The organism is Burkholderia sp. Nafp2/4-1b, assembly GCF_003635165.1.
In the GTDB taxonomy this organism is placed as follows: Bacteria; Pseudomonadota; Gammaproteobacteria; order Burkholderiales; family Burkholderiaceae; genus Burkholderia.
Map to the genome: position 1 here is coordinate 76,456 of NZ_ML058607.1, position 13,538 is coordinate 89,993.

Here is a 13,538-nt window from a genome sequence, read left to right on the forward strand (position 1 = left end):
CTCGTAAGGAAGGCGAAACACTCAGGTGCGCAGTCGCGGGTTCGACACGATCGAGCACAGATCGGCGAACAGCACGAGCGTCAGATACGCGACGCAGAAGATCAGCGTGCACGCCTGGACCAACGGAAAATCGCGGTTGCCGACGGCGTCGACCATCAGGCTCGCGAGACCCGGATAGTTGAAGATCGTCTCGACGACGATCACGCCGCCGAGCAGATACGACAGGCTCAGCGCGATGGCATTCGCGATCGGCCCGATCGCGTTCGGCAGCGCATGGCGCAGCACCACGCGCGCGGGGCTCGCGCCCTTGAGCACGGCCATCTCGACGTACGACGCGCTCAGCTGCTCGATCACCGCGGCACGCGTCATGCGCGCCATCTGCGCGATCACGACCGCGCACAGCGTGAGCACCGGCATCGCATACGCGCGCAGGAAATCGTGCAGGCTTTCGATCGGGCCGCTGTACGACAGCGCCGACAACCAGTGCAGCTTCACGGCGAGCACGAGCACGGCGACCGTCGCGATCAGGAATTCCGGCGTCGCAACCAGCGACAGCGTGCCGAGACTGATCACGCGGTCGACCACCGACTCGCGCTTGACCGCCGCGAGGATGCCGAGCAGCAGTGCGATCGGCACCGACACGGCGGTCGTGATCGCCGCGAGCGCGAGCGATTTCGGCAAACGCCCGCCGATCATCTCCGACACCGGCATGTCGCCGGACAGCGAACGGCCGAAATCACCGTGCAACAGGCCGGTGAGCCAGTGCATGTAGCGCACGTGCGCGGGCATGTCGAGGCCGAACTGCTGACGCAGCGCGGCGATCGTCTCCGGGGTCGCCGACTGGCCGAGCGCGGCCTGCGCGGCGTCGCCCGGCAGCAGGTTCGTGATCGTGAAGATGATCGCGGACACGATCAGCAGCGTCAGCGCGGTGACCGCGATGCGCCGGCCGATCAGGCCGATGAGAATTCGGTTCATGAAGCGACACTCCCGAAAAGGCCGCACGTGGCCGGCGCGGTGGCCCGCACCGGCCGCATGGCGGCCGCCAGCCACGACGTCAGGCGTTCCACCACACGTGCTCGGCAAACATGAAGCCCATCATCCCGCCGGTCGGGATCGAACCGAGGCCGGCGAGCCGCTTGTCGTAGCCGTCGAGGAAGCTGATGAACGCGGGAATCCCGACCCTGCCCTGCTGCGCGACGATCGCCTGCATCTCGCCGTACATCTGCTTGCGCTTCGCATCGTCGGTTTCCGAGCGTGCCGAGAGCAGCAGCTGGTCGAACTTCGGATTCTTCCAGCCCGACTCGTTCCACGGCGCATCCGACTTGAAGAACTGCGTGAACAGCACGTCGGCGCTGGAGCGCGGGTTGATGTTGCCGAAGCCGAGCGGATGCTTCATCCAGTGGTTCGACCAGTAACCGTCCGGCGACACGCGGTTCACCTGCAGGTTCAGCCCGATCTTCTGGCCGGCCTGCTGCATCAACACGGCCATCTCGATCGAACCGTTCGCGTCGGACGTCGCATAGATCGGCGGCAGCGCGGCGCCGAGCGCACCGGCCTTCTGGAACAGGAACTTCGCCTTGTCCGGATCGTGCGCCCGCTGCGGCAGCGACGCGTTGAAGTAGCGATGCCCCGGCGGAATCGGCTGATCGTTGCCGATCACCGCATAGCCGCGGAACACCGCCGAGCGGATCTGCTCGCGATCGAACAGGTACTTCATCCCTTCGACGAAATCGGGGTTCGCGGTGATCGGGTTTTCGCTGCGCACGATCAGGTCGGTATAGAGTCCCGACTTGGTTTCCTTCAGCGCATAACCCGGCGTGGACGCGACGCGCTGCGTCGAGCGCGGATCGATCGCGTTGATAAGGTGCACGTCGCCGGACAGCAGCGCGTTCAGGCGCGCGGCGCTGTCGCTGATGCCGATCAGCTCGATCTCGTCGAGATACGGCATGCCCGGCTTGAAGTAGCTGTCGTTGCGCACGCCGACGGTCGACACGCCCGGCTTGAACGATTTCAGCTTGTACGGGCCGCAGCCGATGCCGGTGCTGAAGTCCGTCGTGCCGTCCTTGACGATCACGAGCTGCGGCGTCGCGAGGATCACCGGCAGGTCCGCGTTCGCGCTCGCGAGCGTCAGCGTGACTTCGTCGGGGCCGCTTGCCTTCACGTCGGCGAACTGGTCCGCGAGCGGCTTGACCTTCGACGCGGTGGCCGCGTTCTTGTGGCGCATCAGCGAATACACCACGTCGGCCGGGCCGACCGGCTTGCCGTCGTGGAACGTGACGCCCTTGCGCAGCTTGATGACCCAGGTCTTCGCGTCGGTCGTGTGCAGCGACTCGGCGAGGTTCATCTGCGGCGTGAGGCTTTCATCCAGCTGCGTGAGGCCGCTGTAGAACATGAAGAAGCGGGTGTAGTCGGCGCCCGTCGAGCCCTTGGCCGGATCGAGCGTATCGGCCGTCGAACTCGATTCGTTCGCGACCCGGATCTTGCCGCCGCGTTTCGCCGCGGGCGCCGCGAATGCGGAGCCGGGGGTCATCAGCAGTCCGCCGGCGCCGGCGGCCATCATGCCGCTCGCCGCCATGACCTTCATCATGTCGCGGCGCGTGAAGCCGCCGTTGCCGCCGCCGTTGTCGATATCGTCGTTCATCCGAACTGCTCCTGACTGTGGAAAGTGGGGTCCTGGGGTCCAGCGTGGTTCTCGAATCCCGCCGCGCCCGCTTGCTGGTGGCGGGCGCAACGTCGTGCGCAAGCAATTCATTTAAGCACCGCCAAAATGCGGTTTGTCGCGATTCGGGCCGCCCGCACGATACGAATCGACCGTTTTGAGCCGCCCGCGCAGCATGAATTGCTGCGTGCGCGCACGTGTCGCCGTTCGCCCGTCGCCGTGTCGCGGCGCTCGCGCAAGCCGCGCCGATGAAGGAAATCGTAAAGCCGCGACCGCCGCAGATTGCGTCGACAAAATTGCCCGTTCGGCATCCGGCGCGCGTTTGGCTCGCGCAAACCGCACGTTTGTGTCGAATGCGTGCGCGTGTGTGGATCGCGGCGGAAACGCGCGGTATTTCGGGGGTGGAGGACGGGCGCGGATGCGCTGGTGGGTGCCGGTCGGGGCGGCACGCCGTGCAGGAAAGCTCAGAAGATTGCCGCGTGGTCGGTGCGGCTTTGCATGAAGGTCGGACGATGGGCGGAAGGCAGCCGACTACAACCATCGCTCGCGGAGGCCCGCCAGGTCAGACTCCGCAGTTGCAGATAGCCTCCCACCCACAATCCTACCCATATTGGGCTCAGCGGCAATCCAATATCGGCCGCAATGCCCCGATGGCAAAGGGACGCCGAGCATCAACAGGCCCATCGCGATGCCCTCCGCGTGGCCTGCCTTGCCCGCGCCGCCGCGCTGGCCGCTCGCGCGTGGCCCGGTCGATCCGCGGGCGCTCGATTGATACCTGCTCCATCACGTCTGCCTCCTGTCGGACGGCACGCCGCGCGCCCGCTGGCGCCGGTCGCCTGAACCGGATGATTGGGTCGATGCCTGCCAGTACTGGCGTTGCAGGAGATGCGCTACCTCTGGCGAAAACCGGGCACTTGATTGTGCCTGAGCCATGAAACGGTCTCTGCCTGGACCGACCAGCCTTTCGTAGACATCTTCGAGCCATTGACCCGTTGTCCGCTCCGCTGCGACCTGCACATGGCCCGTTTGCGACGTAACGCTCCATGTGTCCATCGAGTGGACTCGCGCCACTCGATCCTTGCAGGTCTCTCGGTGAGCTCAGAAATTGTGGCGCAAACCAACACGCGCCGCTGTTTGCGTGCGCCCTGACGAAGGCGTGAAACTGTAGCCGATAACGGCATCGACACCCTCGGACCCGCGAACCCAATCCACGCCGGCGTAAATATCGGTTGCCTTCGACAACAAGTAGTGCGCCCCAGCCGACACCTGATGCCAGTGATGGCTTTCAAACGTCGTGTACTGATAACCCGCTATGAGAGAAAGCGGTGCGGTGACCTGATAAATTCCGCCGCCTTCGTAGACCAGCATCGATGACGCGTTACCGTTGCCTTTAAAAACAGTGTCACTGAAGTCGCCCTTGACCGTGAGGCTACCCAAGGCATATTGGGCGCCGATCCCGAAAATTGACTGTGAATCGACCTTGAACGGCGTGCTTGAGTACAGGCTCGTGACTGCACCGGTCGCCGGATCGACCGTCGCGACCGGCTTCCCGAGCATTGTTTTGACACCGATTTGGGCATAAGGATCAAGACCAGAAATACCTCGGGGCGAGTTCAGATGCGTGTAATTGCCTCCTGCTGAAAAATCACCTGCCGTGTAGGTCGCGCCCACGCTCCATGCACTGCCGTCCCGAAAGTTGCCAGCGGTGTTGCTGAAGGAATACATACCTCCGACCACGAGTCCGTGAAAGTCATTGCTCACAAACTTGACTGAATTGTTCATATTGTCGCCGCCCTGACGGTCGAAGTCGCCCTGGTGCACGCCATAACCATTGGCGAACGCGCTGACGTTGTAATTCGACGTGAAGTCAAAAGCGAAATCCCGTTGGTTTCCAAGCGTCAGCGTACCAATATCATTACTCAGTCCGACATATGCGGCGCGCCCGAACAGCGCACCGCCCTGGTGAAGCTTGCCCGTGCCAAGCCCGAAACCATTTTCGAGCCTGAACACGGCCTTGTTGCCTCCTCCGAGATCTTCAGTGCCCTTGAACCCCAGGCGATTGGCGTACGACACTCCATCGTCGAACAAATAGGCGTGTGAGCCCCCGGTGTTACTGACGTACGTCAGCCCGGCATCCAGGATGCCATAGATCGTTACCGAACTCTGCGCGAACACCGGTACGCTTACCAGCGCGCAGACAGCGCCAGCGATTGCATGCTTCTTCATCATCCTCATCCCTTTCGATCACCTGCTCAGGAGCAGTCTCTCCACATCCGATAGATCCGTTCTTAATTTGTATATCAATATGTAGTACTTATTACATTACTCAAATCTACATTTGTTCTCCCCCACATCCCACGCCGACGCCTACGCCGCTATTGTGTTCAGACCAGCGCTCTTCCCGCCGCCAATATCCAGTGCGTTACGCGTCGTTCAGAATTTTCAGATGCGCAAGGGATCCGTACAGTTCGACGAGCCGGGAATACTCAGCGGCATCGTAAAAACGGCATTTTCCCCGACCAAACTCCTTGGCCACTTCAACGATAAACTTGACAGTCAGAGCGATGTCTGTTTCGTGACTTGCTCCAGTCCCGCACCCCGGGACCATACTTTCAGTGGTAATCGCGACGCCGACGACCGGCGCACTCGTGGCGATCGAAGGCTGCAGAATGCTGTTGAGGTGATACACGCCATTGCCGTACGGTGTAATGTCCTGCGTCGTTATCGGAAACGTCACGGCCGGTCGTCCGCTCGTGATTTCCATAATCCGCAGCAGATCTTCCGATACGCGCAGGATGTATCCGTCCTTCACCGTGGGCGAAATCGCATAACCTTTATGATTGATGATGCGATTTCCCTTCGTCGTATCGACCGACAGCACTGCGTCCATCTCTGACCACACTTCATGGACATTGAACGCTTCCGGGGGAACCGGCGAATCCATAAAATCCACAGGTTCGCGGGGCAGCGTCGGCGCATCGGGGCAAATGTGCGTGGTAATGAAAACGTCGCCATCGAGAGAATCGTCATGCCGGCACATCTGGGCAAGCTTGAGTGCCGACGCAACCGCAGCGATCGCTCCGTCGGCATCGGACACCAGCCCGATGCGGGACGGACGCGCACCAATTCCGCCCAGGCGACCCACGATGCCCAGACTTGGCGTGGTTCCGCCTTTGCGCTTTCCGCATTTTCCCGGGATGGTGATCTTGACGAAGTCGGTTGACCCTTTGTCACCGGTAAATTTCGAGACCTCCACGGTGACGCCGTGGCCGCAATACGGCTCGAACAGGTCAATAACCGTTTGGCCCGACGCGTAACCGCTGTCCAATGCTTCAAAAACTTCCAGGGTTTGGGTGAGACTCATCGAACTTCTTCCATTCAAGTTTCGTTTAAGGCTTTTGCTTCAATGACTCAGCCTGCACGGCTCGCAATCAGAGACTCGCCAAAGCTGTAGAGTGCATCGCCCGCGATCATGCCCGCCGCAAAGACTTCCATCCGTTTCTGTGTCTCCGCGCTGGCTTTCCGCTCAATGACGATCCGTACCGCAAGTCCGGCCAGTACCGCCCAGCCGGCCGCCGGGTAGGCGATCAGCAGACCCGTGGCAAACAGCACACCCAACTGCCGTTTCGGGCCGCCCAGCAATTGAAGAGCCGCACCGACAAACGACCAGAGAATCAACGCGTGCATGACAGTGGGCGCAATCCCGGCCTTGATCGTGGCGACATAGACCTTGGCAACGGGCGGCACCTGACCGTGCGCAAAGAAGGTGAAGTGAGCAACGTAGGCGACAGGAATTGCAATCACGAATGCAATCATGGCGGCCAGCAGCTGCTGACGCCGCCCCGCGAATTCGAAAGCAGGATCTTTGCCCTCACCACGCAGCACGAATCCGGCTTTCAGATCGAAGCCCATGTCTGCGAACGCGGGACCGGTTGCCGCAGAAAAGCCGCAGAGTACGACGAGCGCGACCGGCGGAAATCCGATCAGCATGCCCACGAGCAACGTAATCAGCGCGACGGCAAAAGCAGGAAACCAGCCGGAGTGCATGGCTGCGATACCCACGATCAATTCATGAACGAAGGCCGCAAAAGCGGCATACGCGATGAATGCAACCAGCATGCCGGGCGACATGCCAGCATAGAGGCCGCTTCCCAACGAGATAAGCCCCGCAAGACCAACGTAAGCGATGCCACCAAATTCGATGGCGCTGCGAAAGCTTGGGACGGAACCGGCGGAAGCATGGGAACTCGCTTCGCGCGCGGCGGGTTGGGGCTTCTTGTCACGGATCACCAGCCAGAACACCTGAAGCAACGCAACGAGGCCCGCTCCGATCATGATGCCATGCGGGATATATGCCTTGCCGATCTCCAATCCAAAGAGTGTCTGCGAGTATCCGCCGACCAGAAAGCCGACGCCCAGCATGGCGAGCGCCCAGATGTTGCCAATGAAGGCAGTGCCGAAAACCGACATCGGGATTCCCAGCCACGAGCCGAGCAGTCCCACCCCCAACCCGGCACCCAACCAGCGCGCCTGCTTGCTGTCCGGATCGCCAGCCTTGATCGCTTCGGCCGCGGCAATGCCAAGCGGCCATGCACCGGTCTCCGGGAAAATCTTGGTACCGAACATTCGGTAAAGCATGTACCCGTCCAGCAGCATGGCGAGCGCAACGCCAAAGAACATCGGAACAACGAGATCAGTCCGCCCCATCACGAACGGAATGGCAATTGGCAGCAACAGACTGTTGGCCGCGCCAAAGGTGGCTGAAGAAATGGCGCTCTGTGCAAGGTTCTGGACGTGGATCGACTTGTAGCTCGAGAACATCTGCAACGGGATGCGAGCGCAGATCATCGCAACAAGCGCACCGATGATCGACGTGACCGGTGTGACGCCGACCTTTACCAGCAACTCCATACCGATAACAGCACCAAATACACTTAAAACTGCAATCAAAGCCAGCGTTGCTGGCGACAAGGCCGAAGGATGTCGCATTTTCTTTTCCCCATCATCCGGTACGTTATCGATTGTGGTTGTTTCCATGATGAACTTCCCAAAGTGAAGTGCAAATTTCTCAGGAACGCCGCTTCATAAAGCAACTATTTCCCGATATATATTTCGTTATGCATAACATTAAAACTACAAAATAATTTCTCGAAAATACCGACATCCAGCTCCGTCGATCATCTCCTCGAGATCGGCCAGCTTCCGGCGATCACTGGCCCCTTGATGTCAGCGAGATTGAATATCTCATTCGCGGGCAGGCCGGCGACTCTTCGCTGATCGATGAAATGCAGCGCGTCCTGATCGCCTAGCACCATACCCGCGGCACCGTCGACGAGCAGTGCGGCTCCTTCGGGCAATGCAACGACGTGCTCCTGGGGATTGATCGCGAGAAACTCGGAGATGCGCTCCTCCCGGCTTTCGCCGTTGTGCCCCGCAACCTTCCCGCTGATGAAATGCGGATTGATCTGAAAATGGATCAATCCGAGTGCACGCAAGGTCGGCGGCTGGACAATCGGCATGTCGTTGGTCGTGCGGATCGTTGGACAGGCGACATTGCATCCGGCACTCCAGCCGATGTACGGCACGCCGTCGTTCACACGCTCTCGGATGGCATCGACGATGCGTTCGTCGTACAGGCGCTTGAGCAGCGCGAAGGTGTTGCCACCGCCGATCGCAATTGCCTCCGCCCCGGAAACTGCCTGGAGCGGGTCCTTACGATGAATCGACTCGAGTTCGAAGCCCCATTGTTCGAAAACGGGCCGTACCATTTGTTCATAATCGTCGTAGGTGGACGTAATGCCGCCTGCGTAAGGTACAAACAGAACGCGTTTCGCTCGCCCACTCAGCAGCAGGTCAATCTGCTCGCGTGCTGGCTCGAGATACCCAAGCGCGCCCTTGCGCGAACTGCTCATTAACAAAAGATGCTTCAATTTAACGCTCCTCCGTTCGAACATCGTTCCAGGAAATGCACGAACGACGTTCTTACTCACAACATTTCGGCGACGCATTTGGCCACCAGCGTATTCGATAGAATCACCGGGCATCCCGCCTCTCGCGCTGCACGCGCACGATGACGCTGTTCGTATCCCATGCAATCAAGCACGAGAATCTGCGCGCCGCGTTCACGTAACGTGCGCGCGGCGATTGACAATTTCCCGATGTCGTCGGAATAGGGTGATGCTGCTGCGTACAAGGCCGGCGTCGACAAAATTTGCCACTTCGCCACTTCTGTTTCGATCTGCTCCAGAAGCGGCATGACGACCCCGACTCTCTCGGATCGCGCCAGCGCGCCGATGATCGCCGGAACCATCTTGTCGGGTTCGAACAGGCGCGCCCCCTTGCACGAGAGCCCATCAAATTCGCCCGTGCACAGCAACAGTATTGCCTCGCATCCTTGCGCTTCGAGCCACACGATCTTTTCCTGCAGCGCGTTGCCGACAGCCTCCTTGTCGAGGACCACGGTCGTACCGTCGGCTACGCGTGTAACCAGCTTCCGCCCGTTCCCGCACGGTGCGAAGCGCACCTCCATTTCATCTCTCGTCAGCCCGTCCAGAACCCCTGCATGGACGCACTTCACGCCGCGTGGCATGGCTGCCTCGACGACTGACGCGATATTTTTTCGCGGCGCTTGGCCGATCGTCAGCGTCGCAAGCATCCGATTACCCATTTGTGCCTCAATCAAGCGAACCTCGCTGCCGGATTCGTTCGAGCGCGCCGTACAGCTCGACGAGGCAACGATAACCGTCCGTGGCGTGGAACCGGCACATGCCGTCAGCGCCCATGGGGTTTGAAGTGGCCACGTCTAAGCAATCGGATCCGATCCTGGTGACCAGAACGGATCTCCGACAGTGCGGCCCAACTGGGATGCCTGCTCCCGCGTCATCGCGGCGAGGCGTTCGATCTCGGATGGCGCGCTCATCGTGAGCGGAAACGCCAAGCTGAATGCCAGCGACTCGCCGCTGGAAGGATCACCGACCGCGCATCCCACCGCTCCTATCCCGGACAACGATTCGTCGAGCGCGACCGAAAAGCCTGTGCGGCGCGTTTCCGCGACCCGCCGCAAGAGTTCGGCGACCGTATCCGGCGCAGCCGACGAGGCCGGCGGCAATCCGGCGGCGAACCGGCGCGCGATGGATTCGTCGGTCTCGCGCGCCAGCAGCGCGCGGCCGGTCGAACCTGCCCACGCGGGCCCGCGTTGCCCAGGAAACGTGACGAACCGCAAAGGGTGAATGCCCGGATGAACGCGAAGCACGACGACTTCCTGTTCGTCGAGAACCGAGATGTACCCGGTATGCCCGGTCTGCTCGCACAATCCGCTCAGCGCCTTGTCCATCATGCTGAGTAATGGCGTCGATGCCCTGACCATATGCGCGAGTTCGAGCAGCATAAGCGCCGGACCGTAGGCGAGCGTCACGGAATCGCGTTCGAGAAGCCTCTGCTCCGCCATTTGCTTCAGGACGCGCGACGCCGAGCTTTTCGGCATGTCGAGGTACTGAACGACGTCACTGACCGTCACGGCGCGCCGCAGACGCGTCAGAAGCTGAAAAATCGCGCTGGTGTTTTCGAGAGAGCCCATCTTTGGTTCCATATTTCGGAACTACATTCCACAATAAGAAACATAATGACGGGGACTTCCCTAGACAACTAGTAGGAATTTCCCGGACGGCATGCCCGTGATCCGCTCCTGTTTTCAGGCGTGCCTTGTGGAATCCGGGGAGGCGGTCGTCGCACCCGGCGCCGACGTAGTTTTGCGGATGACGCCAACTGCAAGTCGCACATCCGCGTCCAAGCGATGTCCGATGCTATGACTGCCACACCGAAGCCGCCGCAAACAGCGGCGGGTTCGCGCGTGCGAAGCAATTGCAACGATCGGCTTTCGGGATCAACCGCTCTCGCCTTTACCGCGCAAACCGAATCTGCCTGCGTTTAAGGCTGCTCGCAGCCAGCACGATCAGCGATACGCCCCCTATCATCACCGTAGCCAACGCGTTCATCTCCGGATTCATTCCCAGTCGTACCCGGGAAAACACCACCAGCGGCAGCGTGGTCGAGCCCGGTCCGGAGAGAAATGCCGACAAGATGAGGTCGTCGAGCGAAATCGTGAACGACAGCAACCACCCGGACACGATTGCCTGAAAGATCGCCGGAAGCGTCACGTGAAAGAACGCCGCGACCGGACCGGCGCCGAGATCGAGCGCGGCCTCCTCGATGGCGATGTTCAGCTCCCTCACGCGCGACTGAACGATGACCGCGACGTACGACACGCACAGCACCGTATGTCCGATCGCCATCGTCATCCAGCCGCGCCCGGACGGCCAGCCGAGGCACTGCTCGAGCGCGACGAACAGCAGCAGCAACGCGATGCCGAGCACCACTTCCGGAATGACGAGCGGCGCATTGATCAGCAGCGAAAACGCGGACCGCCCGCGAAAGCGATTGAAGCGCGCGAGAATGAAGCCCGCCCATGTGCCGATCAGAGCCGACAGGCATGCGGTGCAAAACGCGATCTTCAGCGAAAGACCGGCCGCGTGCAGCAGTTCGTCGTCGCGCGTCAGCTCGGCATACCATCGCAGCGATGCGTGGGACCACACGCTGGCCAGCTTCGAATCGTTGAACGAGTAAGCGATCACGCTCGCGATCGGAAAGTACAGGAATGCAAATCCGAGAACGAGCACGAGCACGCTCGCCTTGCCAGTCATGTTCTTCACGCCGTGCCTCCACGCTCGCGGTTCTGGTAATGCTGAAATGCGGCGATCGGCACGAGCAGCATCACCATCATTGCAATGGTGATGGCCGCCGCCGCCGGCCAGTCCATGTTGTTGAAAAACTCGTCCCACATCAGCCGCCCGATCATCAGCGTGTCGGATCCGCCGAGCAATTCGGGAATCACGTATTCGCCGACCGACGGAATGAACACCAGCAGGCTACCGGCGAAGATGCCGTTTCGCGCGAGCGGAATGGTCACGCGAAAGAACGCCTCGACCGGCCCGGCGCCGAGATCGTAGGCCGCCTCGAGCAGGCGCACGTCCATCTTCATCAGATGCGCGCACAACGGCATGACCATGAACGGCAGGTACGAGTACACCATCCCGATATAGACGCCGATATCGGTGTGATAGAGCCGCAGCGGCGACGCGATCAGGCCGGCTGCCATCAGTGCGCGGTTGAGTATGCCGTCGTCCTTGAGAATGCCGCCCCACGCATAGACTCGCAGCAAAAACGACGTCCAGAACGGCAGCATCACGCCGAGCAACAGGACATTCCTGCGTGCCGGCGCCGCCCGCGATATGCAGTACGCGAACGGAAAGCCGAGCACGAGACACAGCACGGTCGAGATCGCCGCGATCTTCAGCGAACTGAGGTAGGTCGACACATAGAGACTGTCGGTCAACACGTTGACGTAATGCTGCAGGCTCAGCACGATGCGGATCAGCGAATCCGACACGACGACCGTATCCGTATAGGGTGGACTTCGAAGCGCAACGTCCGAAAAACTGATCTTGAGGACCAGCAGAAACGGAATGGCAAGCACCAGCGCGAGCCAGGCCGACGGAACGGCGATCGCGAGGCTGCGCCGGCTCGGCGCAATCGATCCGAACCATGTCGGTATGCGTCGCAGCACGGCCGGCAACCGGCGGCGCTGCATCAACTGAATGCGGAAAGTATTCATGCCGTCAGCACCATCACGTCGTCTGCATCCCAGCACACGGAGACCTCTTCTCCCGTGACGGGCGGATGTTCGCTCGTCACGCCAGCGACCGGCACATACGACAGCAACGTCCTGCCGCCCGGAAGCGCGACGTGGAAGCTCGAATAATCGCCCATGTATACCGTGTCGACGACCGTGCCGACAGCGCAGTTGCGCTCACCGGCAATCCGGCGGCGCGAGACCCTGACCCGGGTCGGCCGGACCGAAACGGCGACCGCCATGCCAGGCGACCCCGTGATGCCATGGCCGACGTATATCTCGGATTCGAGTTGCTCGCAGCGGATCACCGTATGATCCGGACTGCTCTCGTGCACGGTTCCCTCCAGAATGTTGGTCGTACCGATGAAACTCGCCGTGAATCGGCAGTTCGGAAATTCGTAGACATCGCGAGGCGTTCCCGTCTGCACGATGTTGCCGGCGCTCATGATCGCGAGGCGATCGGCCATGGCCATGGCCTCCTCCTGATCGTGCGTCACCATGATGCAGGTCACGCCGACCTTCTCGATGATTTTCACGAGTTCCAGCTGGGTCTGCTGGCGAATTTGCCGATCCAGCGCTGACATCGGTTCATCGAGAAGCAGGAGCTTCGGCTGCTTCGCCAGCGACCGCGCAAGCGCGACACGCTGTTGCTGCCCGCCAGAAAGCTGATCGGGCCGCCGGTTCGCGAACGAGGCCATCTGCACCAGTTCGAGCATCTGCATGACGCGCTCCCTGCGGGCAGGCCGTGTCATCTTTTCCCATTTCAGACCGAATGCGACGTTCTGCGCGACGCTCAGATGCGGAAACAGCGCATACGACTGAAACATCATGTTGACCGGCCGTCGATAGGGTGGGCATTCCGTGATATCCGTGCCATCGATGAGAATGCGGCCGGAAGTCGGTGTCTCGAAGCCGGCCAGCATGCGCAGCAACGTCGACTTTCCGCATCCGGAACTGCCCAGCAGCGCGAAAAGTTCGCCCTTGCCGACGCGGAGGTCGACCTCGTGAACAGCAACCGCATCGCCGAACTTCTTGACCAGCTTCTCGATGCGGACGAAACCGGCGTCGCTGCGCGCCGGGTCGCTTGGGGTGGCCGGCCGCTGCAACAGCGGTGAGGCATCGGTGAGATTCATGGATTGCTCGCTTGCCTGAAAATGAAACCGGATTGCGCCGGTACGCGTCATGCGCGAT

General features: G+C 61.0%; 12 protein-coding genes. 1 reads left to right on the forward strand and 11 read right to left on the reverse strand.

From position 1 onward, the window contains the following. Window positions 1-21: 21 nt before the first annotated feature. From C7H84_RS17970 to C7H84_RS18020, 10 genes are all read right to left on the reverse strand, one after another. On the reverse strand, window positions 22-975 hold the full coding sequence (locus C7H84_RS17970; RefSeq protein WP_121860047.1) for an ABC transporter permease: 954 nt from the start codon (window positions 973-975) through the stop codon (window positions 22-24). Window positions 976-1,054: 79 nt separating this feature from the next. Then, complete coding sequence (locus tag C7H84_RS17975) at window positions 1,055-2,641, reverse strand: ABC transporter substrate-binding protein (RefSeq protein ID WP_121860048.1); 1,587 nt, start codon at window positions 2,639-2,641, stop codon at window positions 1,055-1,057. A gap of 1,116 nt (window positions 2,642-3,757) precedes the next feature. Next, window positions 3,758-4,888 carry a porin gene (locus tag C7H84_RS17985; RefSeq protein ID WP_121860094.1) on the reverse strand — a complete coding sequence of 377 codons (1,131 nt, stop codon included), beginning with the start codon at window positions 4,886-4,888 and terminating at the stop codon, window positions 3,758-3,760. Window positions 4,889-5,081: 193 nt separating this feature from the next. After that, window positions 5,082-6,023, reverse strand: a complete 942-nt coding sequence (locus C7H84_RS17990) for a DUF1177 domain-containing protein (RefSeq protein WP_121860050.1) — start codon at window positions 6,021-6,023, stop codon at window positions 5,082-5,084. 47 nt (window positions 6,024-6,070) lie between these two features. Beyond that, complete coding sequence (locus C7H84_RS17995) at window positions 6,071-7,696, reverse strand: OPT/YSL family transporter (protein WP_205611438.1); 1,626 nt, start codon at window positions 7,694-7,696, stop codon at window positions 6,071-6,073. Window positions 7,697-7,836: 140 nt separating this feature from the next. After that, window positions 7,837-8,571 (reverse strand): dipeptidase PepE, encoded by a 735-nt coding sequence (pepE, locus tag C7H84_RS18000; RefSeq protein WP_240462045.1) that lies wholly within the window; start codon window positions 8,569-8,571, stop codon window positions 7,837-7,839. 74 nt (window positions 8,572-8,645) lie between these two features. Next, on the reverse strand, window positions 8,646-9,341 hold the full coding sequence (locus C7H84_RS18005) for an AroM family protein (RefSeq protein ID WP_240462044.1): 696 nt from the start codon (window positions 9,339-9,341) through the stop codon (window positions 8,646-8,648). Window positions 9,342-9,461: 120 nt separating this feature from the next. Beyond that, window positions 9,462-10,235, reverse strand: a complete 774-nt coding sequence (locus C7H84_RS18010) for an IclR family transcriptional regulator (protein ID WP_162999303.1) — start codon at window positions 10,233-10,235, stop codon at window positions 9,462-9,464. Between the two features lie 322 nt (window positions 10,236-10,557). Next, on the reverse strand, window positions 10,558-11,358 hold the full coding sequence (locus C7H84_RS18015; protein WP_121860095.1) for an ABC transporter permease subunit: 801 nt from the start codon (window positions 11,356-11,358) through the stop codon (window positions 10,558-10,560). A gap of 5 nt (window positions 11,359-11,363) precedes the next feature. Beyond that, complete coding sequence (locus C7H84_RS18020; protein ID WP_240462046.1) at window positions 11,364-12,221, reverse strand: ABC transporter permease subunit; 858 nt, start codon at window positions 12,219-12,221, stop codon at window positions 11,364-11,366. On the opposite strand from C7H84_RS18020, the gene C7H84_RS37580 reads away from it, so the two are divergent. Beyond that, on the forward strand, window positions 12,181-12,312 hold the full coding sequence (locus C7H84_RS37580) for a hypothetical protein (RefSeq protein ID WP_276208404.1): 132 nt from the start codon (window positions 12,181-12,183) through the stop codon (window positions 12,310-12,312). The two genes, C7H84_RS18020 and C7H84_RS37580, sit on opposite strands and share 41 nt — an antisense overlap. A 13-nt stretch (window positions 12,313-12,325) precedes the next feature. Here C7H84_RS37580 and C7H84_RS18025 read toward each other — a convergent pair whose 3' ends face one another. Further along, on the reverse strand, window positions 12,326-13,480 hold the full coding sequence (locus tag C7H84_RS18025) for an ABC transporter ATP-binding protein (protein ID WP_121860056.1): 1,155 nt from the start codon (window positions 13,478-13,480) through the stop codon (window positions 12,326-12,328). Window positions 13,481-13,538: the final 58 nt, after the last annotated feature.

What these genes read in the sequence shown, in the direction of transcription:
- C7H84_RS17970 (WP_121860047.1), bottom strand. Translation starts at nt 975, where the DNA reads ATGAACCGAATTCTCATCGGCCTGATCGGCCGGCGCATCGCGGTCACC.
- C7H84_RS17975 (WP_121860048.1), bottom strand. Translation starts at nt 2,641, where the DNA reads ATGAACGACGATATCGACAACGGCGGCGGCAACGGCGGCTTCACGCGC.
- C7H84_RS17985 (WP_121860094.1), bottom strand. Translation starts at nt 4,888, where the DNA reads ATGATGAAGAAGCATGCAATCGCTGGCGCTGTCTGCGCGCTGGTAAGC.
- C7H84_RS17990 (WP_121860050.1), bottom strand. Translation starts at nt 6,023, where the DNA reads ATGAGTCTCACCCAAACCCTGGAAGTTTTTGAAGCATTGGACAGCGGT.
- C7H84_RS17995 (WP_205611438.1), bottom strand. Translation starts at nt 7,696, where the DNA reads ATGGAAACAACCACAATCGATAACGTACCGGATGATGGGGAAAAGAAA.
- pepE (WP_240462045.1), bottom strand. Translation starts at nt 8,571, where the DNA reads ATGAGCAGTTCGCGCAAGGGCGCGCTTGGGTATCTCGAGCCAGCACGC.
- C7H84_RS18010 (WP_162999303.1), bottom strand. Translation starts at nt 10,235, where the DNA reads ATGGGCTCTCTCGAAAACACCAGCGCGATTTTTCAGCTTCTGACGCGT.
- C7H84_RS18015 (WP_121860095.1), bottom strand. Translation starts at nt 11,358, where the DNA reads ATGACTGGCAAGGCGAGCGTGCTCGTGCTCGTTCTCGGATTTGCATTC.
- C7H84_RS37580 (WP_276208404.1), top strand. Translation starts at nt 12,181, where the DNA reads ATGGCAAGCACCAGCGCGAGCCAGGCCGACGGAACGGCGATCGCGAGG.
- C7H84_RS18025 (WP_121860056.1), bottom strand. Translation starts at nt 13,480, where the DNA reads ATGAATCTCACCGATGCCTCACCGCTGTTGCAGCGGCCGGCCACCCCA.